The sequence below is a fragment of the Lysinibacillus sp. NPDC093210 genome, from assembly GCF_044753985.1.
Lineage (GTDB): Bacteria > Bacillota > Bacilli > Bacillales_A > Planococcaceae > Lysinibacillus.
The window spans coordinates 65090-89657 of record NZ_JBIVOE010000002.1 but is presented as its reverse complement, the minus strand read 5'-3'; the positions used below and the strand labels follow the sequence as shown (position 1 = coordinate 89657).

General features: G+C 38.8%; 21 protein-coding genes, 1 other RNA gene and 2 other annotated features. Of the genes, 19 read left to right on the top strand and 3 right to left on the bottom strand.

The features are described 5' to 3' along the window. Nucleotides 1-184: 184 nt before the first annotated feature. Nucleotides 185-415, bottom strand: coding sequence for a hypothetical protein (locus ACIP9C_RS06035; protein ID WP_401009256.1), 231 nt, complete (start codon nucleotides 413-415; stop codon nucleotides 185-187). A gap of 107 nt (nucleotides 416-522) precedes the next feature. Between ACIP9C_RS06035 and ACIP9C_RS06030 the strand changes: the two genes are divergently transcribed. The 9 genes from ACIP9C_RS06030 to ACIP9C_RS05990 all read left to right on the top strand — a co-directional run bounded on the left by ACIP9C_RS06030 (nucleotide 523) and on the right by ACIP9C_RS05990 (nucleotide 10121). After that, complete coding sequence (locus tag ACIP9C_RS06030) at nucleotides 523-711, top strand: hypothetical protein (protein WP_401009255.1); 189 nt, start codon at nucleotides 523-525, stop codon at nucleotides 709-711. A gap of 147 nt (nucleotides 712-858) precedes the next feature. Next, nucleotides 859-1150 (top strand) — a binding site (T-box leader). A gap of 102 nt (nucleotides 1151-1252) precedes the next feature. Next, a complete protein-coding gene (locus ACIP9C_RS06025; RefSeq protein ID WP_401009254.1) occupies nucleotides 1253-2626 on the top strand; it encodes a chorismate-binding protein in 1374 nt (457 codons plus the stop codon). Continuing rightward, on the top strand, nucleotides 2626-3657 hold the full coding sequence (gene trpD, locus ACIP9C_RS06020) for an anthranilate phosphoribosyltransferase (RefSeq protein WP_401009860.1): 1032 nt from the start codon (nucleotides 2626-2628) through the stop codon (nucleotides 3655-3657). The genes ACIP9C_RS06025 and trpD overlap by 1 nt, the downstream gene beginning before the upstream one ends. Further along, entirely contained in the window at nucleotides 3654-4445 is a 792-nt protein-coding gene (gene trpC / locus ACIP9C_RS06015; protein WP_401009253.1) for an indole-3-glycerol phosphate synthase TrpC, read from the top strand. The genes trpD and trpC overlap by 4 nt, the downstream gene beginning before the upstream one ends. Next, nucleotides 4442-5056 carry a phosphoribosylanthranilate isomerase gene (locus tag ACIP9C_RS06010; protein WP_401009252.1) on the top strand — a complete coding sequence of 205 codons (615 nt, stop codon included), beginning with the start codon at nucleotides 4442-4444 and terminating at the stop codon, nucleotides 5054-5056. Before trpC ends, ACIP9C_RS06010 begins: the two co-directional genes overlap by 4 nt. Continuing rightward, nucleotides 5056-6267: a tryptophan synthase subunit beta gene (gene trpB, locus ACIP9C_RS06005; protein WP_401009251.1), complete on the top strand. Its 1212-nt coding sequence runs from the start codon at nucleotides 5056-5058 to the stop codon at nucleotides 6265-6267. The genes ACIP9C_RS06010 and trpB overlap by 1 nt, the downstream gene beginning before the upstream one ends. Continuing rightward, nucleotides 6264-7046: a tryptophan synthase subunit alpha gene (trpA, locus tag ACIP9C_RS06000; RefSeq protein ID WP_401009250.1), complete on the top strand. Its 783-nt coding sequence runs from the start codon at nucleotides 6264-6266 to the stop codon at nucleotides 7044-7046. The genes trpB and trpA overlap by 4 nt, the downstream gene beginning before the upstream one ends. A 208-nt stretch (nucleotides 7047-7254) precedes the next feature. Next, complete coding sequence (recJ, locus tag ACIP9C_RS05995) at nucleotides 7255-9594, top strand: single-stranded-DNA-specific exonuclease RecJ (protein ID WP_401009859.1); 2340 nt, start codon at nucleotides 7255-7257, stop codon at nucleotides 9592-9594. Nucleotides 9595-9608: 14 nt separating this feature from the next. Further along, nucleotides 9609-10121, top strand: coding sequence for an adenine phosphoribosyltransferase (locus ACIP9C_RS05990; protein ID WP_401009249.1), 513 nt, complete (start codon nucleotides 9609-9611; stop codon nucleotides 10119-10121). 77 nt (nucleotides 10122-10198) lie between these two features. Here ACIP9C_RS05990 and ACIP9C_RS05985 read toward each other — a convergent pair whose 3' ends face one another. Beyond that, entirely contained in the window at nucleotides 10199-10651 is a 453-nt protein-coding gene (locus tag ACIP9C_RS05985; protein WP_401009248.1) for a MarR family winged helix-turn-helix transcriptional regulator, read from the bottom strand. 189 nt (nucleotides 10652-10840) lie between these two features. On the opposite strand from ACIP9C_RS05985, the gene ACIP9C_RS05980 reads away from it, so the two are divergent. From ACIP9C_RS05980 to ACIP9C_RS05955, 6 genes are all read left to right on the top strand, one after another. Then, complete coding sequence (locus ACIP9C_RS05980; RefSeq protein WP_401009247.1) at nucleotides 10841-12097, top strand: MFS transporter; 1257 nt, start codon at nucleotides 10841-10843, stop codon at nucleotides 12095-12097. A gap of 192 nt (nucleotides 12098-12289) precedes the next feature. Continuing rightward, nucleotides 12290-13381 (top strand): carbohydrate kinase, encoded by a 1092-nt coding sequence (locus ACIP9C_RS05975; RefSeq protein WP_401009246.1) that lies wholly within the window; start codon nucleotides 12290-12292, stop codon nucleotides 13379-13381. A gap of 3 nt (nucleotides 13382-13384) precedes the next feature. After that, nucleotides 13385-14299, top strand: coding sequence for a pseudouridine-5'-phosphate glycosidase (locus tag ACIP9C_RS05970; RefSeq protein WP_172772180.1), 915 nt, complete (start codon nucleotides 13385-13387; stop codon nucleotides 14297-14299). 206 nt (nucleotides 14300-14505) lie between these two features. Continuing rightward, nucleotides 14506-16701 (top strand): RelA/SpoT family protein, encoded by a 2196-nt coding sequence (locus tag ACIP9C_RS05965; protein WP_401009245.1) that lies wholly within the window; start codon nucleotides 14506-14508, stop codon nucleotides 16699-16701. 81 nt (nucleotides 16702-16782) lie between these two features. Further along, entirely contained in the window at nucleotides 16783-17223 is a 441-nt protein-coding gene (dtd, locus tag ACIP9C_RS05960; protein WP_401009244.1) for a D-aminoacyl-tRNA deacylase, read from the top strand. 71 nt (nucleotides 17224-17294) lie between these two features. Continuing rightward, nucleotides 17295-17504 carry a DUF2642 domain-containing protein gene (locus ACIP9C_RS05955; protein WP_401009243.1) on the top strand — a complete coding sequence of 70 codons (210 nt, stop codon included), beginning with the start codon at nucleotides 17295-17297 and terminating at the stop codon, nucleotides 17502-17504. 57 nt (nucleotides 17505-17561) lie between these two features. Here ACIP9C_RS05955 and ACIP9C_RS05950 read toward each other — a convergent pair whose 3' ends face one another. Further along, nucleotides 17562-19145 (bottom strand): N-acetylmuramoyl-L-alanine amidase family protein, encoded by a 1584-nt coding sequence (locus tag ACIP9C_RS05950; protein ID WP_401009242.1) that lies wholly within the window; start codon nucleotides 19143-19145, stop codon nucleotides 17562-17564. Between the two features lie 163 nt (nucleotides 19146-19308). Beyond that, nucleotides 19309-19551, top strand: a binding site (T-box leader). A 121-nt stretch (nucleotides 19552-19672) separates the two neighbouring features. On the opposite strand from ACIP9C_RS05950, the gene hisS reads away from it, so the two are divergent. The 4 genes from hisS (at nucleotide 19673) to nagA (ending at nucleotide 24549) form a co-directional block, all read left to right on the top strand. Further along, on the top strand, nucleotides 19673-20938 hold the full coding sequence (gene hisS / locus ACIP9C_RS05945; RefSeq protein WP_401009241.1) for a histidine--tRNA ligase: 1266 nt from the start codon (nucleotides 19673-19675) through the stop codon (nucleotides 20936-20938). An 18-nt stretch (nucleotides 20939-20956) separates the two neighbouring features. Continuing rightward, nucleotides 20957-22726: an aspartate--tRNA ligase gene (gene aspS / locus ACIP9C_RS05940; protein ID WP_401009240.1), complete on the top strand. Its 1770-nt coding sequence runs from the start codon at nucleotides 20957-20959 to the stop codon at nucleotides 22724-22726. A 137-nt stretch (nucleotides 22727-22863) separates the two neighbouring features. After that, nucleotides 22864-23067, top strand: a non-coding RNA gene (gene ssrS, locus ACIP9C_RS05935) — 6S RNA. Nucleotides 23068-23391: 324 nt separating this feature from the next. Continuing rightward, entirely contained in the window at nucleotides 23392-24549 is a 1158-nt protein-coding gene (gene nagA / locus ACIP9C_RS05930; RefSeq protein ID WP_401009239.1) for an N-acetylglucosamine-6-phosphate deacetylase, read from the top strand. The last annotated feature ends 19 nt before the right edge of the window (nucleotides 24550-24568 follow it).

Genomic DNA, 24568 nt, shown 5'->3' with positions numbered 1-24568 from the left:
TAAATTCATAGACCCATGTTGAACCAATTCCAGCTCCTTGGTCAATTGATAAAGAGACTGGTCTATGGTTTTGTAAGAGTGCAGATTGAGAGTAATTGATTATAGTATCTTCTTTTTCAATTTCTGCAAAGTATTTTAAAGATTTACCGTTTCATCAGGTATTTTTTCACCGTTTAAAAGCATTTCATTTTTTTATTGTGTCGTAAACAATATTTTCAGTTATGTATCCGTCATCTACAATCACCGTTTTTATAGCGTTATTAATATTTATTGTTACATTGAAAATTTCATTATTTGAAGTGTCGGTTAAGATAAAGCTTTTATTGTTGATTGATACTTCTGCTATTGCTAAGGGGGGAGAGAAATTAAAAAATATTAGTAGAATTAACAATGTAAGATTTAACAATTTTTTCATGATTATACTCCTTTCTTAATTAAAAAGACTATAAATATGATCTAAAAATTATATATAATAAATGCGATAAAATAAACCAAAAAGTGATTTTATAGGAGGAATATTCGATGAAATTGCTGAAAATCGTATTCAGTTTATTGATTGTGCTGGTGGGCTCTTTCTTTTTAAATACAACAGTAAAAGATGAATTGTTTAAAAATATTGTATTGGATATTTTCGGGGTTATGCTTTTATTTGTCGGTCTCTTTTATCTAGTAAAAACAATGAAAGTGCCTCACAAATACAAAAAAGAATAAGCTGCATTTTAATCTATTTATCAGAATTGGTTGACAATCATTGTAGGGTGGCATAGAATAAGGCTAACTTTTCGTTCGGATAAGGTAGAAGGTCTCGGGAGCGAGATCAGCCTAGAACAGATGAGCAGAGCATAGACGAGAATAGCTGAGAAATTGTTGAATAAGAGTAGTAGCATAAGTGTGCAATCTAGAGAGTCAGTGGATGGTGAAAACTGATTTGTAGCTTATGTGAATGGACTTATGAGAGTTGCTATGCATAATAGCAAACGGATTCCCCACGTTATCGGGGGTGCTTCAATTAAAACATTTGCCTATTAAATCTTTCGTATAAAAACACTGCGATAGATTTTATTTGCTATAGGTAAAAATGATGAAGCACATAAGTGAGAGCTTTATAGCTCTAATATGAGGTGGCAACGCGGTCATGATCGTCCTCTGTAATTAGGAAAATTCCTTTTTGCAGAGGGCTTTTTTTGTTTTGTTTTATGCTTTTGCTAAATCGAGAAACGTAAAATTTATTTTTAAAAGGAGTTTAGTCGATATGCAAACAACTAGTTCAAGAACAAAGGTGAAGAAAATAAATGGGGATTCGTTAACACCAATATTAATTTTTAGACGCTTGCAAGGTACACATAAATTTTTGCTAGAAAGTTCAGCACAGCATGAAGGGGCAGGACGCTATTCGTTCATAGGTGCCAATCCTCGAAAAACATATAAAGGTATAGGCGATGAGATTAAGGAATACTCCTATAAAACGGGAAAAACCTACACACATAAAGGCGACATTTTCGTATTGTTGAAACGCTTGATGCCTCGTATTTCGAATACGACTGAATTTCCATTTTCAGGTGGTGCAATAGGGTATATTGGCAGTGGTGCTACAAACAACGTAGCAAGAAATCAAGAAATTATAGAGGGGCCAGATATACATTTTCATGTTTATGAAACGATTGTTGTTTTTGACCATCTAACGGATGAAGTTACATTAATCCATACAAACATCGATGCAGAAAATAAAGAGCCGAATTTAGAGGAATTGGCTCAGCAGTTATTAACAGGCAAAGAAGTTGAAGATACAACATGGAGCAATCAAGCGCTCAAGCCGTTATCAGAAAAACAACTTGCAACATCTGTTACAAATATAACAGAGACGTTAAGCGAGGAGCATATACGTGTTATTCTGTCCAAACACTTTATGGCTACTATGCATGGAGATGCCTTTGCATTATATCGTCAATTACGAAAGAAAAACCCTGCCCCATATATGTATTATGTAACATTTGATGATCATATTGTGATGGGAACATCTCCTGAAAGTTTGGTTCAAGTAAAGGGCGAACGCGTTATTGCGACACCTACGGAGGGCTCTTTTCCACGCGGCACAACCAACTTAGAAGATCGAGAAAATGAACGTAAGCTGTACGAAAATACTGAAGTGAGGAAATCGCATGCAGTTCTTGTTACGGCTGTACAACAAGAGCTAGCAAATGTATGTTTTCGTGATTCTATTCAAGTGATTGATGCGATGAGAATTGAGCGTTCGAAGCAAAAGCTGCATATGACATCCTATGTAGAAGGGCAACTATTACCGATGCTACATGCAATAGATGTCTTAGCTGCGACAATACCACCATTTTCATCTATAGGTATGCCAGATCACCAAGCTGAAAGTAATTTAGCAAAGACAACTCAAACAGCAGATGTTTTTGGCGGTGCTATCGGATTTATAGGATTTAATGGGCATTTAGATTTTGCATTAACAGGTAAGTCAATTGTTGTTGAAAATGAAACAATGCATATGCAATCCACGATAACAGTAACAAAATATTCAAATGTGAAAAATGTACAGAAACAAGTAACAGCGGAAGAACAGTCGTTTTTACAACATTTGAAAAATGAAGGTGAGATAAAATGATGGAAATGATAAAAAGAAAGGTTCAGCAGCGCCAGCATTTAATGTATGAGGAAATGATAGAAGCTGCAAAATGGATGTTCCAACCAAATACGCCGAAAGAAGAAATAGCTAATTTTTTATTGAGCTTATCCGCAAAGGGCGAAACGGCTCATGAAGTAGCGGCATTAGCAACGGTTATGCGTTCGTTTGCACTGGAAGTACCCGCTAAAGCAGGTGTCTATATGGATAACTGTGGTACAGGTGGTGATGGATTAAATACATTTAATATTAGTACTGCATCGGCCTTTGTATTAGCGGGGGCAGGTGTCAAAATGGCGAAGCATGGTAATCGCAAAATTTCATCTGCATCAGGTAGTGCGGATGTGTTAGAGGCATTAGGTATTCATACAAATATTTCTATTGAGCAAACGGTAGAGCTTTTAGAAAAAGAAGGTATTGCTTTTTTATATGCTCCAAATGTACATCCAAAATTGAAGCGTATCGGAGAGGTACGCCGTGCCTTAGGAAAGCCAACTATTTTTAATCTTGTCGGGCCGCTGACAAATCCAGTCCCATTATCAACTCAATTTACTGGCATTAATCGCCCGAACTTTGTGATGGAATATGCTTCCGTTTTACAAATGCTCGGACGTGAGCGAGCGATAGTTGTTTCTGGTCCAAAGGGTTTAGATGAAGCTTCACTTGCTGGTCAAAATACATTTGTCTTAGTAGATAAGGGAGATTTGATTCCGTTTGCCTTAACAGCAGAGGACGTAGGACTTCACTATGCACCTTTAGAAGCGATTCGAGGTGGCAATGCTAACGACAATGCAGCCATTATGCGCAAATTGCTGGCAGGTGAACAAAGTGCTTATTTTGACACAGTATTGCTAAATGCTGGAATTGGTTTATTTAGCCATGGGATTGCGCAAACCGTCAAAGAAGGTGTAGCTATTGCTAGGGATAGTATATTCAGTGGACGCGCATTACAAAAATTAGAGGCAGTAGCCGCTTATAGTGAGAAAATTAAAGAGGTGGAGATTGGGCAATGAATATATTAACTAAAATTATAGAACAGAAAAAAATAGAGGTAGCCGAATTACTTACACAGCCAGATCCATTAGCCGATTTCAACGAAATAAAGCGCAACTCTCTTTTTGCAACGTTAAACACTGCTGACACTTTGCAAGTCATTGCGGAAATGAAACGTGCTTCTCCGTCAAAGGGACTTATTGCACAAGGCGCTGATCCTGTAAAACAGGCGAAAATTTATGCTGAAGCAGGTGCAGCAGCTATTTCAGTCTTAACTGACAAAGCATTTTTCCAAGGTTCGTTTGAAGATTTGGCTGCAGTTGCGAAAGCTGTGCAAACACCTCTACTTTGTAAAGATTTTATGATTGATCGTGTGCAAATTCAATTTGCCAAGGCTGCTGGTGCATCTATTATTTTACTCATTGTTGCAGCACTTGACGATGCAACGTTACAAGAATTATTTAGCTTTGCAACAAGCTTGGGACTAGAAGTGTTAGTAGAAGTTCACGATATTGAAGAGCTTGAACGAGCAGTAGCTCTAGGGGCAAAGTTAATTGGTGTCAACAATCGAGATTTACGCACATTTGAAGTAGATTTAGCACGTACGAAAGATATTGCAGAGGCTTTTCCATTTGGGGAGCAACGGGTGCTAATTAGTGAAAGCGGCATTTGGAACAATGAAGATGCTAAAAAGGTTGCGGCAATGGGAGCAAGCGCTGTTCTTGTAGGAGAATCATTAATGCGCAGTGGCGATGCAGGTAGTGCGCTTCGACATTTACAAGTAAATAAAGAGGGTGCATCGGTATGACGAAGGTGAAAATTTGCGGTTTGAAAGAAGTAAAGCATGTGAAAGCGGCGGTGCAAGCAGGAGCGGATGCCATCGGTTTTGTCTTTGCACCAAGTAAACGCCAAGTGTCCATTGAACAGGCGCAACAATTGGCCCAACATGTACCTGAAGGAATTAAGAAAATAGGTGTTTTTGTTAATCCAACGCCTGAGGAATTACAACTGGCAGTCTCGAGTGTGCCATTGGATTATGTGCAGTATCATGGCGAGGAAACGCCTGACTTTATTGTTCAGCAGGGCTATCCTTCGATTAAGGCTCTGTCTGTCCATTGCGCTGAGGATGTGCAGGTGGCAACAAACTATGATGTTGACTATTATTTATTCGACGCTCCTGGCACGGATTATAAAGGCGGAAGTGGTCATACGTTTGATTGGACATTACTGGAGGCAGCTGGCATCCAACGTGACAAGCTAATACTAGCAGGCGGCTTAAAGTTAGAGAATATTCAAGAGGCATTGTCACTTGTATCACCTTCTATGGTAGATGTTTCAAGTGGTGTTGAGACAGAGGGTAGCAAAGACACGAAAAAAATAGAAGCATTTTTACAAGCAGTAAAGAGGGGGAGAGCATAATGACAAATTCAATCGCAAATAGTGTACCGACGAAGGAAGGGCGCTACGGGAAATTTGGCGGCCAGTATGTTCCAGAAACATTAATGACGGCATTAATCGAATTAGAAGCATCTTTTGATGAGGCAATGGCAGATCCAACATTCACTAACGAGCTAGCTTATTATTTACAGGAATATGTAGGACGTGAGACACCACTGTACTATGCTGAAAATTTAACAAAAGAGCTTGGTGGAGCCAAAATCTATTTGAAGCGTGAAGATTTAAATCATACAGGCGCCCATAAGATTAATAATGCCATTGGTCAAGCGCTTCTTGCCAAGCGCATGGGTAAAAAGAAAATAGTGGCGGAAACGGGAGCAGGACAACATGGTGTAGCAACAGCGACTGCTTGTGCATTGTTAAATTTGGAATGTGTCGTTTTTATGGGTGCTGAAGATATCAAACGACAACAATTAAATGTTTTCCGTATGGAGCTACTTGGCACAAAGGTAGAGTCTGTTGAAACAGGTTCGAAAACGTTGAAAGATGCAGTTAATGCTGCTCTTCGATACTGGGTGACGAATGTCGAAGATACACATTATATTTTAGGCTCAGCTCTAGGTCCTCATCCCTTCCCGAAAATAGTGCGTGATTTCCAACGTATCATTGGTGTGGAGACAAGAGCACAAGTCCTTGCAAAAGAAGGACGTTTGCCAGATGCCGTTGTCGCTTGTATAGGCGGTGGTAGTAATGCTATTGGCATGTTCCATCCATTTGTCGATGATGAATCGGTAGCGTTATATGGTGTAGAAGCAGCTGGAAGTGGTATTAATACAGGGAAACACGCTGCTGCCATTGCAGGCGGTCAGTTAGGCGTTCTTCATGGAGCGTACATGTATTTACTTCAAGATGACAATGGTTTTGTTCAGGAGGCACATTCGATTTCAGCAGGTCTTGATTATCCTGGGAAGGGACCAGAGCATTGTTATTTGCATGATATCGGACGCGCAAATTTTGATTCTATTACAGATAAAGAGGCGCTTGAAGGTCTACAATTATTAAGTCGCACAGAAGGTATTTTACCGGCTCTGGAAAGTGCACATGCTATTGCATATACAGCAAAGCTTGCAAAAGAAATGAATGCTGGTGATATCATTGTTGTTTGTTTATCAGGCCGCGGTGATAAGGATGTACATACTGTTCGTGCAGTACTTGGAGGTGATAAATCATGACAACATTACAGCAGGCAATTGACCAAGTGAACAACGCTGGTAATAAAGCATTTGTGCCCTATATTATGGCAGGAGACGGTGGGCTTGAAACGTTAAAGCCAACTATTTTGTCATTACAAAAAATGGGTGTGACAGCCATTGAAGTCGGTATTCCTTTTACCGATCCTGTTGCAGATGGTCCTACGATAGAGCAGGCAGGAGAACGAGCTTTAGCAGAAGGTGTAACATTGCGAAAAGTACTAGAAGCGCTTGCCTCATTCCGTCAAGAGATTACAGTTCCATTAGTTGTTATGACATATTTTAATCCCGTTTTAGCTTATGGTTTAGAGCAATTTGCCATCGCTTGTGTAGCAGGGGGGATAAAAGGGTTAATCGTTCCTGATGTACCCCTTGAGGAAAGTGAAATACTTCGTCAAACTTTAAATCCTCATGGTGTTGATATTGTACAACTTGTATCGTTAACAAGCCCACCAGAGCGAATTGCTCGTATAGCAGCGGCTAGTCAAGGTTTCGTTTATGCAGTAACTGTGAACGGTATTACTGGAGCTCGCGCAAGCTTTGCAGATGATTTAGAAGGTCATTTTGCACGTTTGCGTAAAATGAGTCACATACCTGTGTTAGCTGGCTTTGGTATTTCAACGCCTCAACAAGTGGTGAGCATGGGTGCCCTTGGCAATGGCGTAATTGTAGGCAGTACAATAGTGGCGGCTTTGCATGAAGGAAATGTTGCTAAAGTCGAAGCATTAGTCGCTGCCTCAAAAGGAACTGAAATTGTTTGAGTGCCTGACACTTTATTCGACGCCATCCACTCCTAAGTCTACTCTTTTTTAGAGTAGGCTTTTTAATATGCTGAAGGAAAGTGTCGTGCATGTTAGAAATAACGGAAAAATAGACGATCTATTAAATCAGGATAAATCTAGTAAGCTAGTGGATAGTGCGAACATGCTCGATTTTCGGTATAATAGCCTTCGTGAGGAAGTGAGAAATATGATTTTATCGAAAAAAAGATGGCAGGTCGAGCGTCCAGACGCACAACTTGTACAAACATTACAAAATGACTTACAACTTTCTGCTATTGCGGCGAAAATTTTGGTGGCCCGAGGCTGTTCAACATCAGCTGATGCAGAAAGCTTATTAAATATGACAGAAGCAAATATACATGATCCATTTTTAATGCATGGTATGGCAGAAGCGGTAGAGCGCATCCAGAAAGCGCTTGAAAATAATGAGAAAATTTTAGTTTACGGGGATTATGATGCCGATGGTGTGACAAGTACGACGGTCATGCTCAATGTATTACATGACCTTGGAGCAGATGTATCATTTAAAATACCTAATCGTTTTTTACATGGCTATGGTCCGAACGAAGCATTATTTCGTGAGGCCTATGAAGAGGGCGTTCAATTAATTATAACGGTGGATAATGGGATCTCAGGTATTGAACCGATTCGAGTGGCAAAGGAACTTGGAATGGATGTGATTGTGACAGATCACCATGAGCCTGGTGAAGAGTTACCACAAGCGGATATCATTTTACATCCACGTGTACCTGAGGGACATTATCCGTTTGGTGAGCTAGCGGGTGTTGGTGTGGCATTTAAATTAGCGCATGCCTTATATGGCGAGCTGCCAACACATTTATTTGAGTTTGTGGCAATTGGTACCGTTGCAGATTTAGTACCCTTAGTCGACGAAAACCGTTATCTTGTAAAACGTGGCATTGAGGAAATGAGACGTTCACTTAGCCCATGGATACAGGCAATGTGTGAAGTAGCAAGTGCAGAGCAAGCCACTATCAATGAAGAAACGATTGGCTTTTATTTTGGGCCACGTTTAAATGCAGTTGGGCGACTTGGCGAAGCGTCACCAGCTGTTGAGTTACTAATGGCAGAGGATGCACCAAAGGCGACAGCTCTAGCTAAACAGCTAAATGAATGTAATACAGAACGTAAAGATATCGTGAAAAGTATTACAGATGAGGCGATTGCCATTATCGAAGCAGATGAAAAGATTGGGGATTCTCTTGTTTTAGTTGTAGCAGGAGAAGGCTGGAATGCTGGCGTTGTAGGTATTGTAGCATCAAGACTTGTTGAACTTTATTATCGTCCAACAATTGTTCTTTCACTAGACTTTGAGAAAGGGACAGCAAAAGGGTCTGCACGCAGTATTGAAGGGTTCCATTTATATAATGAATTGGCGAAAAATAGAGATATTTTACCACATTTCGGGGGACATCCGATGGCAGCGGGAATGACGTTACCATTGGAGCATGTGGATGAACTGCGAGCACGATTAGATGTACAAGCAAGAGAATGTTTAACAGAAGAGCAATTAACGCCGGTTGTTTCAATTGATATTCCGCTAAAAATTGATGAGATTTCCGCGGATGCTATAGAGGAAATTGCGACGCTCGGCCCGTTTGGAACAGATTTCCAGAAGCCGGTGTATGTGCTTGAAGATGTGGAAATTGCATCGATGCGAAAAATTGGTGCTGCTGAAAATCACATTAAAATGGAATTAACAGACGGCCTTGAGAAATTGGATAGTGTAGGTTTTAATAAAGGGCATTTGTATAATGAGCTGACATACGGCATTAAAGTATCGTTTATTGGAGATCTTCAAATTAATGAGTGGCAAGGACGTAAAAAGCCACAATTTATGATTGAGGATGTTCAAACGACAGAATGGCAATTATTTGATATTCGTGGAATTCGCCAAACTTCTCGTTGGTTGCATACAGTGCCAAAAGAGGAAGCTATTTTTTATGCGTTCCGTCCTGAGACGATGAGCTATTATCACTCATTGCTAGGTGTACCTATTCAATTAGTTGATGCCGAGCTGTCCAATGTTGAGCAAACAAATTATATTGTGTTACTTGATTTACCGCACAACGTTCAATTATTAGAAAATGTATTACAAAAAACAGCACCTTCGCGTATTTATGCTCATTTTTATATGCCAGATTCCCAGTACTTCAACGGAATGCCTACACGTGAACAATTTGCCTGGTACTATAAATTTCTAAAGCAACGTCCTGCATTTCCATTAGATATGCATTTAACGGATTTAGCAAAGCATACGGGTTGGCCGTTAGAAGCATTAAAATTTATGACACAGGTGTTTTTTGAGCTTAATTTTGTTAGAATGGAGAGTGGACTGACGACTGTCAACGTGAATGCGCCGAAAACGCCATTAACTGAGGCGCCGTCTTACAAACAACGTTCAGAACAGATTGAAATAGAGCAAAAACTTGTCTATGCACCATATATAGAGTTAAAGCAATGGTTTGATGAACGATTAAATTTATATACGAATACAATTTCGTAGGAGGAGCAAGAACTATGGATTTAAAGCAATACGTGACAACAGTTGAGAACTGGCCAAAAGAAGGCATTAGCTTCAAAGATATTACAACAATTATGGATAACGGTCCAGCTTACAAATATGCAACGGATCAAATCGTTGAATACGCTAAGGAAGTTGGCGCAGAGGTTATTGTAGGTCCTGAAGCTCGTGGTTTCATTATAGGTTGCCCAGTTGCCTATGCGCTTGAAATTGGCTTTGCACCAGTTCGTAAACCAGGAAAATTGCCACGTGAAGTAATTAGTGCAGATTACGGTTTAGAATATGGTAAAGATACATTAACAATGCATAAAGATGCCATCAAACCAGGTCAAAAAGTGCTTATTTGTGACGATTTACTTGCAACTGGGGGGACAGTAGAGGCAACGGTTCGCTTAATTCAGCAATTAGGTGGGGAAGTTGTTGGCTGTGCATTCCTAATTGAGCTAATCGAACTAAACGGTCGTGCAAAACTTGGCGATCTAAGCATGAAAACATTAATTCAATATTAAGAAACGAAAAAGGCTGTCCCGAATGTTGGGACAGCCTTTTTTATAAAGTGCCAGTCACCCAAACAATTCTGACAAAACTAGTCGTAGGATTTCACTACTTTTTGAATTTTTTTTAGCGTTTCATAAAAGTCTATATATTTTTCGATTCCAATATCCTCTATGATTTTTTCTTGTATGTCCATCCAAATTGGTGTTGCTTCATTTAATTTTTCATTTCCTATAGCCGTTAAAGAAATGATTTTCGTTCGGCCATCTTGTGTATCGCGAGTAACATCCACAAAGCCATTTTTCTTCAATAGATTGACATTACGGGTTATCGTTGTCTGATCAAGTAATAGAATATCACCCAATTGACTTACTGAAACTGCTTTATGATGGGCAATATTTGCTAGCATCGAGTATTGAGTAACTTTTAAATGAGTAGGTTCAAGAGCTTTATCATATAGCTGCGTAACGGCTCTAGTCTTTTTTCTAAGATTCGCACATACGCAAATTTGAGTATAGTCAATGTCTGTGTAATTTCTCTCCATAACTAGATCTCCTTTTAGGTTTTTCGTTAAACTATATTGTACCACTAAAATGGAATTATTTTCTTGACATCTAAAATAGCGAGTCATTATTATATATGTATATACATATATTTTTAGCATACCTGTTTTCTAAATTTATTTCATATAAAAACAATCGTTTTACATTTTTCTAGAAATGTAGGTGGGGTTATGAAACGTATTCATTACAGTTGGTTTATTTTAATGATAACATTTTTTTCAATTATTGTAGCAGGCATTACCTTATCTTCATCAGGTGTTTTTATTGGTCCGTTTGAACATGAATTTGGGTGGGATCGTTCGGTAATCGCAATGTCTTTTGCCATTAGTCTTTTTTTATATGGGATTTCCGGTCCGTTTATGGCGGCATTGCTCGAAGTTCTGGGATTAAAGAAAATGATGCTAGCTGCTATGGCGATATTAATTATAGGCATATCGCTTACATTGTTAATGCAGCAAGCATGGCAATTGATTATTATTTGGGGTTTTATAATTGGTCTAGGGGCTAGTCTCTTTTTAACCGTTTTAAGTCCTTTTGTAGCGAATCATTGGTTCGAAAAAAGAAGAGGGCTCGCTTTAGGGATATTAACTGCCAGCACTGCAACAGGACAATTAGTTCTTCTCCCGATATTAGCAATGATTATCGAAAATTCTTCATGGCGATGGGCAATTGCATTAATAATGGTGTTAAGCTCCATTATGTTTATCATTATTTTGTTGTTTATGAAAAATAAACCGATGGACGTTGGGCTTCTTGCATATGGACTTGAAGAAGAAAAAGCAGAAAGTGTAGTAGAAAATAAGAAAAACCCAATTATTATTGCTTTTAATGGTTTATTCACTGCAATAAAAGTGAAAGAATTTTGGCTTTTAGCAGGTAGTTTTTTTATTTGCGGGTTATCAACAAGCGGGTTAATTGGTACCCATTTTGTATCGTATTGTATTAGTTTCGGTGTACCTTTAGTAACGGCTGCTTCGTTTCTATCATTCATGGGAATATTCAACTTAGTCGGAACAACATTATCAGGCTGGTTATCTGATCGCTTCGATAATCGTTGGTTACTATTTTGGTATTATCTTTTAAGAGGTGCTTCTTTAGTTTTACTGCCATATGCATTAATGCAGGGTTCTCTTACATTGCTCATTATTTTTACTGCGTTTTATGGATTAGATTGGATTGCAACTGTACCGCCAACTGTTAGTATCTCAAGACAAATTTTTGGCACGCAAAAAAGTGGTATTATTTATGGTTGGATTTTTGCATCCCATCAGGCAGGTGCTGCAGTAGCAGCATACGGTGGAGGTCTAATTTATAAATTTTTTAACTCGTACACATGGGCGTTTTTCTTAGCTGGTGTATTATGTGTTTTAGCTAGCTTGTTTGTCATCATCGTGAAAAAGCAATCTCCGAATAAACTAGCACATTAAAACGATGCTCCTATAGTAATGAACAGAAAGGATTGAACATAATAGTATAAACGACATGAAAAGTACAAATAGTATGCTAGGAAGTATTCTAGCGTGCTATTTTTTTGTTGTAAAACCTTATAAATAAGAGAAATGTTGACTTAATTCAAACAAAAGTTTATAATGTAAACAAATATAATAAAAGGTGATGCTATGAATGAAAGAGAACAAGCGGTACTGGCTTTAATTCGTAAAAATCCGTTTATGTCTCAGCAAGAGATGGCAGATAAGATGAATCTGTCCCGTCCAGTACTTGCAAACCTAGTGTCGAGCTTAACGAAGCAAGGGAAGATTGTTGGCCGTGCTTATATTTTACCTGAGGAAAATGAAATTATTTGTATCGGCGGAGCTAATCTCGATCGGAAATTTCATGTAAGAGGGACCGTGCAATTAGGAACTTCTAATCCTGCTAGCTCCTCATTCAGTGTAGGTGGGGTTGGTCGAAATATTGCGGAAAATTTAGGTCGACTTAATCATGAGGTGACGTTACTCACGACAGCTGGAAAGGATGCGGATTGGCAAGTAATCCAAGAAGCATCAGAATCATTTATGAATTTACGCTATGTCGAGCAGTTACCAGATGCTTCAACTGGTTCCTATACTGCGATTATGGACGAGCAAGGTGAGCTTGCATTAGCTGTTGCAAACATGGAAGTTTATGATTTATTATTGCCAAGTTTATTGAAGAAATATGAGCCAATGCTAATGAATGCAGGCTGCTTTATTATGGATTTAAACTGCCCGAAAGAAACGGTAGCTTACATCCAACAAGTAGCGATTGCGCGAGCTATTCCGTTCGTCATTGTACCCGTATCCTCGCCAAAAATGAATCGATTACCAGATACATTGCAAGGGGTTACATGGTTTATTTGTAACACAGATGAAGCAGAAACAATTGTTGGTCATAAGATTGAAAACGATGCAAACTATGAAAAAGCTATTCAAAAGCTTCTTCAATTAGGGGCCGAGCATGTCATTATTACTGCTGGTAGCAAAGGTGTCTATGCTGCATCTGAAACTAATACACCAAGTCATTTTGCTGCTAAGGCCATCACTAAAATTGAAGATGTAACTGGCGCGGGTGATGCTTTTGTAAGTGCTGTCATCCATAGTTGGTTAAGAGGACAATCATTTGAGGATTGCATTGATGCAGGCTTAACAAATGCCAAAAATACACTTGCATCCCCGTACACAGTAAGACCTGAATTATCAGAAGAATTGTTAAAAAGTGAAATGGAGGAATAACACATGAAAGAATTCATCGTATTATCAGAAGAAGTAAAAGCTGGACAAGCAAAAGGACTACCAATTGTTGCATTAGAGTCAACAATCATTTCACATGGTATGCCATATCCTCAAAACGTACAAACAGCTCGTGAGGTTGAGCAAATTATTCGTGACAACGGTGCGGTACCTGCAACGATTGCGCTAATTGACGGTAAAATTAAAATCGGTTTATCTGACGAAGAGCTTGAAATGTTTGGGAATGCACAAGGTGTTGCTAAAACTTCTCGCCGTGACCTAGGCTATTTATTAGCTACGAAAAAATTAGGCGCGACAACAGTTGCTGCAACAATGATTTGTGCTGAGCTTGCTGGCATTGAAATTTTCGTTACAGGTGGTATCGGTGGGGTGCACCGCGGTGCTGAAACAACAATGGATATTTCAGCAGACTTAGAAGAATTAGCGCAAACAAATGTAGCTGTAATTTGTGCAGGTGCTAAATCTATTTTAGATATCGGTTTAACACTAGAATATCTTGAAACAAAAGGTGTACCAGTTGTAGGATATGGTACTCCGGAGCTTCCTGCATTCTACACACGCCAAAGTGGATTTGATGTAAACTTTAAGCTTGATACACCAGAAGAAGTAGCAGCAATGTTACGTGCTAAATGGGATTTAGGCTTACAAGGTGGCGCAGTTATTGCAAATCCTATTCCAGAAGCAGAAGCACTTGAGCACGAATTCATCACTAGCATTATCGAAAAAGCGTTACAAGAAGCTGAAGAAAATGGTATTCAAGGTAAAAATGTAACACCATTCTTACTTGGCAAAGTAAAAGAATTAACTGAAGGTAAGAGCCTTGATGCAAACATCGCATTAGTGAAAAACAATGCAGTAGTTGGTGCGAAAATTGCTGTTGCCTACAACAAAGCAAACTAACTAGTAAATTATAGACTCTTTGCGAAGCTGACCTGCTTTGCGAAGGGTCTTTTTATCTATAATAATGTATTTTTCACCCATTAATACGAAGTGTTCACGATATTATCTAAACTATATGACACAGTCCCTTTACAATCGACCTCTATTTTTTATACAATTAAGTTTATATCTAATCTGAAAAATTTGACGAGCAAGGTGGACATGTTATGGCGAAAGAGCAAATTTTGACTCCTGAAGACGTTTTTGATTTAGTCAAATCCTATATGAATGAGGAAAATGTCGCATTCGTGAAAAAAGCATATGAATTGGCAAGAGATGCGCATATTGAGCAATTCCGTAGCTCTGGTGAACCGTATATTATTCACCCAGTGCAAGTTGCCGGTATTTTAGCTGAATTACAAATGGATCCAGAAACTGTGGCAGCAGGCTTTTTGCACGATGTTGTTGAAGATACGGAATTTACACGAGAAGATTTAGTCCGTGAATTCGGCGAGGAAGTTGCGGTACTTGTTGACGGAGTAACGAAGCTTGGAAAAATAAAATATTTATCGAAAGAAGCACAACAGGCGGAAAATCACCGCAAAATGTTTGTAGCAATGGCTCAAGATATTCGCGTCATCTTGATTAAGCTTGCTGACCGTCTGCACAATATGCGCACGTTAAAGCATTTACCTGCTGAAAAACAACGTCGTATTTCAAAAGAAACGCTTGAAATTTTTGCACCACTTGCACATCGTCTAGGGATTTCGACAGTAAAATGGGAGCTGGAGGATACTGCACTTCGATATTTAAATCCACAGCAATATTACCGTATTGTCAGTCTGATGAAGAAGAAACGAGATGAACGTGAGGCTTATTTAGACAATGTCATGGGGGAAATGAAATCTCAGCTTTCTGATGTCGAAATTGATGCGGATGTTTATGGTCGTCCAAAGCATATTTACAGCATATATCGTAAAATGGTGCTACAAAAAAAGCAATTTAATGAAATTTATGATTTATTAGCGATTCGTGTACTTGTTGATAGCATAAAAGATTGCTATGCAGTATTAGGAATAGTCCATACTTTATGGAAACCAATGCCTGGACGTTTTAAAGATTATATTGCAATGCCAAAGCAAAACTTATATCAATCATTGCATACGACCGTTATTGGGCCCTATGGTGACCCATTAGAAGTTCAAATTCGTACAAAAGAAATGCATAAAATTGCAGAGTACGGGATCGCTGCTCACTGGGCATATAAAGAAGGTAAAAAGATTGATATTGAAAAACAAAATGTCGATCAAAAATTAACGTGGTTTAGAGAAATATTAGAATTCCAAAATGAATCTTCTAACGCAGAAGAGTTTATGGAATCATTAAAATTCGACTTATTCTCTGATATGGTGTACGTATTTACACCTGAAGGGGATGTTATTGAATTGCCTGCTGGTTCTGTACCTATCGATTTCGCATACCGTGTGCATTCAGAAGTCGGCAATCGTACAATCGGAGCCAAAATTAATGGTAAGATGGTACCGCTCGATACACCATTAAAAACAGGTGACATCATTGAAATTTTAACATCGAAGCAATCATTTGGTCCGAGTCGCGACTGGCTAAAAATTGCGCAATCATCACAAGCAAAAAATAAGATTAAGCAATTTTTCAAGCGTCATCTGCGTGAGGAAAATATCATCAAAGGTAAAGAGATGATTGAAAAAGAGATACGCTCACAAGATTTTGACATGAAAGAAACAATGTCATCAGAAAACTTAAAACGTGTTTGCGATAAATTTAATTACACGAATGAAGAGGATTTATATGCGGCTGTTGGTATGAATGGTATTACGGCACAACAAGTTGTAAATCGTTTAGCCGAAAAACGCCGTAAAGAGCGTGAGCAAGAAGAAGCACTTGAAAAAATCGAACAAAAAATGAAAAATCCGATTCCACAAAAACGTACTGAGTCAGGCGTTATTGTGAAAGGCATTGATAATATGCTTATTCGACTATCCCGTTGCTGTACACCTGTTCCTGGTGATGACATCGTCGGCTTTATTACAAAAGGTCGAGGCGTATCAGTACACCGTGCGGATTGTCCAAATATCCTCATAGAGGATGAGCAGGAGCGTATCATCGAAGTTGAATGGGAGCATGGGCTTACACCAGAGAAAAAAGAGTATCCTGTTGATATCGAGGTTTCTGCCTTTGATAGACCTGGAATATTAAATGAAGTCATGCAAATCGTTAGCGAAACAAAAACGAATATTTTAGCTGTGAGTGGTCGCGCAGATCGTGATAAAATTGCGACCATCCACCTAACCATTTCTATTTCAAATATTTCACATTTGCATAAGGTTGTTGAACGCATTAAACAAACACCGGATATTTACTCTGTGCAACGTGTGATTAATTAGAAGTGCTAGTATTTATACGCTAAGGCACTTCAGTTAAAACGACAGATGGAACGGATTTTGATAGATTGAGGGGTTAACATTATGAAAGTAGTTTTACAGCGTAGTAAGGCCGCATCTGTAACGGTACAGGGGGAAGTTACAGGTGCTATTGATAAAGGCTATGTGCTTCTCGTTGGTATTACACATGAGGATACAGCAGATGACGTCGCATACCTAGCAAAAAAAATCGCTAATCTACGCTTATGGGAAGATAGTGAAGGGAAAATGAATTATTCCATTTTAGAGCATGGTGGCGCAATTCTCTCTGTATCTCAATTTACATTGTATGGAGATACAAAAAAGGGCAATCGTCCGAGCTTTACAAGTGCAGCAAGACCGGAAATAGCTGCGCCGTTGTGGGAAGCTTTTAATGATGCTTTACGTGGATACGGCTTACAAGTAGAGACTGGTATTTTCGGTGCTATGATGGACGTTGCATTGACGAATGACGGTCCAGTCACGATCCTACTTGAGTCAAAATAGAGGTACATTTCCTATCATTCCTACATATACTAAAAAGAATGGCAAATTTGTAGGAAGGAAGTGTATCGTCGATGACGCAAATAGGAAGGATATCGAATCCTTATTTATATGAAACACTTAAATTGATGATTAGCCAAATAATTGTAGTGCAAACAGAGAAAAGTATCCAGCAAGGTATTTTAACCTCTGTATTACCTGACCATATCGTTATCGAGGTTTATCATACACCCTTCTTTATTCGTATGGAGGAAATTATATGGGTTACATTAGCGACAAAATAAACATAAACAAATAAAAACCTTCATTTTCTATAATTATAAGAAAATGAAGGTTCTTTTTTATTCGTTGGCATCAAAGTAATCTAAAATGCCTTGATAAATGCCGAGGGTAGCCTGTTCTCTGAATTTAGCCGTTGTAATGATCCGTTCTTCATTGGCATTACTTAAGAAACCTAGCTCGAGAAGCACTGCTTTTTGTCGGTTTTCACGAAGTACTAAGTAATTTCCTTCCTGTGTACCACGATCTTTAATGTTAATTTTACTAGCAAGGCCGTTGTGTATTGCTTCAGCAAGCCCTTTTTGATTGTTGTTCAAATAGTAGGAGGTAAAACCTGAAACCGAACTATTATCAGTAGCGTCATAGTGAATACTTATAAAAGCATCTGCATCATGCTGGTGGGCAACGGATACACGTTTACGAAGTGCAACATATTCATCTGATTCACGTGTCATCACAACATTTGCACCTGCTGCACTTAACTTAGATGCGAGAAGAGACGCAGTTTTCAACGTTATATCTTTCTCGTCAGTTCCTCGCTGTCCAGTTGTACCGTGGTCATTTCCACCATGACCAGCATCCACAACAATTGTAAGTCCGTTTAGAGTCCCTTTTTTTCGAGGCTCAGATTTTGTATAGCTAGTTGTTATTGCTTTGCTTTGTGAAGTGGAGACTACCCAGTTTGCGACGAATGCGGTTTTATCTTCTAATTGTATTTCGTAAAAATCATCTTTAGCCCCTACAATTGGATAGGTTTCGCCAGCATCTACACGTTTAACAACCTCCGCAGTTGTGGTCGCGTCAGTACGTAAGTTTGTCCCATTATAAATAATTGTGACAGATTCAAGCGAGGATGATGATGCGGGTGATGATGACGTTGAAGTTTTCGCAGTCGTTTTTACCGTATCAGAAAATGTCCCATAGAAGCTGTATACCCAACCAGTTTTTTTGTTACTGTACTGAATTTGAACCCAATTATGTTCTTGTGCTAGTACTTTAAAAGATTGTCCATTAGAAACAGTTCCTATTTTTTTGGATGTTAAATCTGCCTTTTTGCGGACATTTAACGTATCGACTAAAATAGTAAATGTAGTACCTTTAGGCTCGGTTGTTGTAGATACTTCTACTACTTGGTCAGTTGTTGTTTTTTCTGTTGTTTCATTAATCGTCACATAGTCTGCAGATACCCAACCGACTAGTCCATTCCAATTGATTTTTGCCCATTCACCATTTTCTGTTATTAGTGCTGCTTGATTGCCTGTTGACAGTTGCCCAAGGACTGGAGATGAAATATCCGGTTCAGTACGGATATTAAGGCGATCAACTTGGGATATAACCGTTTTATCAATTGTTTGTTGCTCATTTATAGAAGCTGTTAGCCAAGATGCTACCCATCCTTCATAATTGGCTGTTTTTACTTGAATCCAATCACCCTCGCGACTGATGGATGTTAACAAATCACCTTCATCTAATGTTGTAATAATCGGGTAAGAGAGCCCAGGTCCTTCGCGTAAATGAAGTATAGTTCCAGTAACTTTTAAATCACTCGAATCAGCAAATACTAGCTCTTTTTTGCTAATACTTGGAAACAGAAATGTTAATAATAGGATAAAGATAATGGTTTTATGTATAAGTTTTGTCGTCATTGGACCCCTCCTTTTCTTGTGCTATTTTACCATGTTTTCATGATAAAATTCGAGGGAAAAAGGTAACAGAAATCATTATTTTAATAACTACTTTGTGAAAAATAAGAAAACAGTTGACATTACCTTTCGTTGTGACTAACATAAAGGGTAATCAAAAAATGATTAACCGCTTATGACCAAGCAAGTAGCGTATACCTCTATTGGAAAAGAGAGGGAAAGACTTAGGCTGCAATCTTTCCTACAAAAAAGTATAAGGCGAATAACACTTGAGAGGCTTTTTTCTGAAAAGGATTACTTAGTAGGAAAAAACGGAATCGGCCGTTACCCGATTATGAGGAGGACGCAATGTAGTTTGTGCGTCAACTAGGGTGGAACCGCGGAAGCATATACAGCTCTCGTCCCTTGCAATTTTGCAAGGTGGCGAGGGCTTTTTTTGTTGGATTTCTCTAAAAAAGTCGCTCTGTACTGCTGTTTCGTGCTTTACATACGAAGGCTGGCTCATAAGCAATTGATAAGGAGGTATTTACATGAGTTTTAAAGTGCCACGAGGGACCCAAGATATATTGCCAGGTCAATCAGAAAAATGGCAAAAGGTCGAAGCAATTATTCGTGATATTTGTCGTGTGTATCGATATAACGAAATTCGTACACCTATTTTTGAACAAACAGATTTATTTGCGCGCGGTGTTGGAGAAACAACTGATGTAGTGCAAAAGGAAATGTATACATTTGAAGACCGAGGCGGTCGTTCATTAACATTACGTCCAGAAAATACAGCTGGGGTTGTTCGTGCATATGTTGAACATAAAATGTTTGGTGCACCAGATCAACCTGTGAAGCTATCTTATTTAGGACCAATGTTCCGTTATGAACGTCAACAGGCTGGTCGTTACCGTCAATTTGTACAATTTGGTGTTGAAGCTATTGGCTCAGCTGACCCTGCAATCGATGCAGAAGTGATAGCATTAGCAATGGACATTTATGAATCAACGGGCTTAAAGGATTTGAAATTAGTCATCAACTCACTTGGTGATAAAGTAACGCGTGATGCACACCGCACAGCATTAATTAATCATTTTGAGCCACATATCCATGAGTTTTGCTCTGATTGCCAAAATCGTTTGCAAAAAAACCCATTACGTATTTTAGATTGTAAGGTAGACCGTGAGCATCCATTAATGGCAACTGCTCCTGCATTAACTGATTTTTTAACAGAGGATTCAGCGGCATATTTTGCTCAGGTTAAAACGTATCTCGATACGCTAGGTATTTCATATGAAGTAGACCCGAATTTAGTACGTGGCCTTGACTACTACAACCATACAACATTTGAAATTATGTCAACAGCTGATGGCTTTGGCGCAATCACAACGCTTTGCGGTGGTGGTCGTTATAATGGGCTTGTAGAAGAAATTGGTGGTCCGGATGTACCTGGCATCGGCTTTGCATTAAGTATCGAGCGTTTATTATTAGCGCTTGAAGCTGAAGCGGTAGAGTTAGATACAGAATCAGCATTAGAGGTCTACATGATTGCGATGGGCGATGAAGCGAAACTAAAGGCAGTAGAGCTGACAAGCTCATTCCGTGCAAAAGGTATTTCTACGGATATGGATTATTTAGATCGAAAAATGAAAGCACAAATGAAATCTGCAGACCGTTTAGGTGCTAAATACACTATCGTTTTAGGTGAAACAGAAATAGAAGAGCAAGCAGCAACAGTAAAGCATATGGCATCTGGGGAGCAGCAAAAAGTAGCCTTCTCAGAATTAGTGAACTACTTATTAAATAAATGATTTTGGAGGAAATACAAAATGGCAAAAAGAACACATGCTAGTAACGAGCTTTCTGAAACGTTACAAGGCGAACACGTTGTATTGAAAGGTTGGGTGCAACGTCGTCGCGATTTAGGTGGATTAATCTTTATCGACCTACGTGACCGTACTGGTATTACACAAGTTGTATTTAGTCCTGATGAAGCAGAAGCACATGCTTTAGCAGATAAAGTACGTAGCGAATACGTAATCGAAATTGAAGGAAAGGTAATTCTTCGTTCGGAAGATCAAATCAATCCAAATGTGCCAAACGGCAAAATTGAAGTGGAGGCGACAAGCTTAATTGTTATTAATACAGCGAAGACACCTCCTTTCCAAATTGAAGATCGTACGGATGTATCAGAAGATTTACGATTAAAATATCGTTACCTAGATTTACGACGTCCTGCGATGTTCGATACGTTCAAAATGCGCTCAGACGTAACACGTACAATTCGTAACTTCTTACAAAATGAGGGCTTCCTAGAAGTAGAAACGCCTATTTTAACAAAATCAACGCCAGAAGGTGCTCGTGACTACTTAGTACCATCTCGTGTACATGAAGGCGAGTTTTATGCATTACCACAATCTCCGCAACTATTTAAACAATTATTAATGGTAGCTGGATTCGAAAAGTATTTCCAAATTGCTCGTTGTTTCCGTGACGAAGACTTACGTGCTGACCGTCAACCTGAATTCACACAAGTTGATATCGAAACAAGCTTCTTAACACAAGAAGAAGTTTTAGAAATGAACGAACGTTTAATACAAACTGTTATGAAAGATGTAAAAGGCATCGATATTCCTGCGCCATTCCAACGCATGAAATACCAAGAAGCAATGGATCGTTACGGCTCAGATAAACCAGATGTTCGCTTCGGTTTAGAATTAGTAGCGTTAAACGAAGTATTTGATGGCTGTGATTTCAAAGTATTTGCTGATACAGTAGCACAAGGCAAGCAAGTGAAAAGTATCAACATTAAAGGTGCAGCTGATAAATACTCTCGTAAAGATATGGATGAGCTTACAAAATTCGTTGGTATTTACGGTGCAAAAGGTCTTGCTTGGTTGAAAGTAACGGAAGAAGGGTTAAATGGACCAATCGCAAAATTCTTTGATGAAGCATTAGCTGCTGCATTAATCGAGCGTATGGGTGCTGAAATTGGTGATATTTTAGTATTCGTAGCTGACAAAGCTGATGTAGTTGCAGCATCACTAGGTGCTCTTCGTACAAAATTAGGTCAAGATTTAGGCTTAATCGATGAATCACAATTTGCTTTCTTATGGATTACGGACTGGCCTTTATTCGAGTACTCTGAAGAAGATGGTCGATTCAAAGCAGCGCACCATCCATTCACTCGTCCATTTGACGAAGATATCGAATTAATGGATACAAACCCTGCTGCAGTTCGTGCACAAGCTTACGATATCGTGTTAAACGGTTATGAGCTTGGTGGTGGTTCATTACGTATTTATGAGCGTGATTTACAAGAAAAAATGTTTAAACTACTTGGTTTCTCAGATGAGGAAGCACAAGCACAATTCGGCTTCTTATTAGAAGCGTTTGAATACGGTGTGCCTCCACATGCAGGTCTTGCATTTGGTCTTGACCGTTTCGTAATGTTACTTGCTGGTCGTAATAATCTACGTGATACAATTGCATTCCCAAAAACAGCAAGTGCAAGTTGCTTATTGACAGATGCTCCAAGTGAAGTATCTCCAGATCAATTAAGCGAATTAAGTTTAGCGATTAAAACATTTAAAAGATAAAAATAATGCAAAATACCTGGATTCTCTAACAAAAAATGTTGGGAATCTAGGTATTTTTTGCGTTTTCTGAAAGAATTTATTTTTTTGCTAGAAATCGTTTGAATTATCTGAAATATGGTGTTATTATAACTGTAATACGAATCCTGATGTGTTTGTCTAACTGCTAACTCTATTTAACAGTTTTGACCGAACACTATATCGTCGGGAGCCATCTATTTTTGTAGTGGCAAACAAGCCCCATTTTGGAGAGGGACGTTTAAAGCTATAAAGCGGGCACCCACCTGCAAATTGCGGGTTCAAAACGAATGTTTCATTGGCATTACGGCACAATCGGGATTCGTCCATACATAGTATAATAGAGGCTAAAGGTACGGTGTGTCGAATAGCGCAAACTGTAGCGAACTTTAACGTTTTCAACATAAAAGTGTTAGATTGATTAAAATCAATCTAACACTTTTTTCTTTTGTCCCAGCTTTTTTAAGCCTAAGAAGCATCGAGGGAGTTATTTGCTAAATTAAATGAAAAATAAGAAAAATTGTAAAATTCGCTTTTTATTTTTGATGTTCCATACTATAATTGGTATAGACAACTATACCAAATAACATAGCTTGTCCTTACTTTAAAAAAGTAAGCTTCTTAAAAACATAGACAGCGGAGGTGTTAAATTGAGCAGTACATTATTAATTTCCAATGTAACTATCGTCAACCATAACGTCATACCTTTTAAAGGGGACGTATTGATTGAGAATGGCAAGATCATTAAAGTAGGTAAAGAATTATCCGATAAGGCAGAGCAATATATTGAAGGCAAGGGGAAAGACTTGTTACTGTTTCCTGGCTATATTGACATGCATATTCATGGGTCGGCAGGCAATGATGCAATGGATGCAACACAGCAAGGGCTTCATGATATGGCTGCGTCATTAGTTAAAGAAGGTGTCACAGGCTTTCTTGCAACGACGATGACACAAGCGACAGAAGCTATTGAAAATGCATTGAAGACAATCGCTCAATTTGAAAATGGTGACAATGAGGCTAGTTTATTAGGTGTACACGTAGAAGGACCGTATGTTTCGAAAAAGCGTGCTGGAGCGCAGCCAATTGACTATATGATTTTGCCATCTATTGAACAATTTGCGCAATGGCAAACATTAAGTAACAACCGCATTAAACAAATAACTATTGCCCCTGAGCTGGAAGGTGGCTATCCGTTTATTGAAGAGCTTTACAAGCAAGGGGTTATTGTATCAATCGGACATTCAGATGCAACGCTTGAAGAGGTAGATAGAGCAGTAGCACTAGGTGTAAGACAGGCAACGCATTTATACAATCAAATGCGACCATTTCATCATCGAGACCCAGGCGTTGTTGGCGGAGTACTTGTTGAAGATGCTGTTAAAGTCGAAATCATTGCAGACTTTGTGCATTGCCATCCTATGTCTGTAAAGCTTGCCTACCGAGTAAAAGGGGCAGCAGGTATTATTTTAATTACAGACGCTATGCGTGCAAAAGGATTACAATATGGCGATTATGATTTAGGTGGTCAAACGGTGCATGTCACAGAAAGCGGAGCACATTTACCAAATGGAGCATTAGCTGGAAGTGTATTGACGATGGAACAAGCAGTGAAAAATATGAAAGCGGTCACAAATTGTTCGTTGTCAGAGCTTGTTGCAATGTCCTCAACAAATGCTGCGGAACAATTACAATTACGCACAAAAGGTCATATTGCTGAAGGCTTTGATGCAGATGTAATTTTGTTAGATCAACATTTAAATATTGAAAAAACTATTTGTCGGGGAAAAGTTGTATTTGAGAAATAATAGTAAAAATGCGATAGGA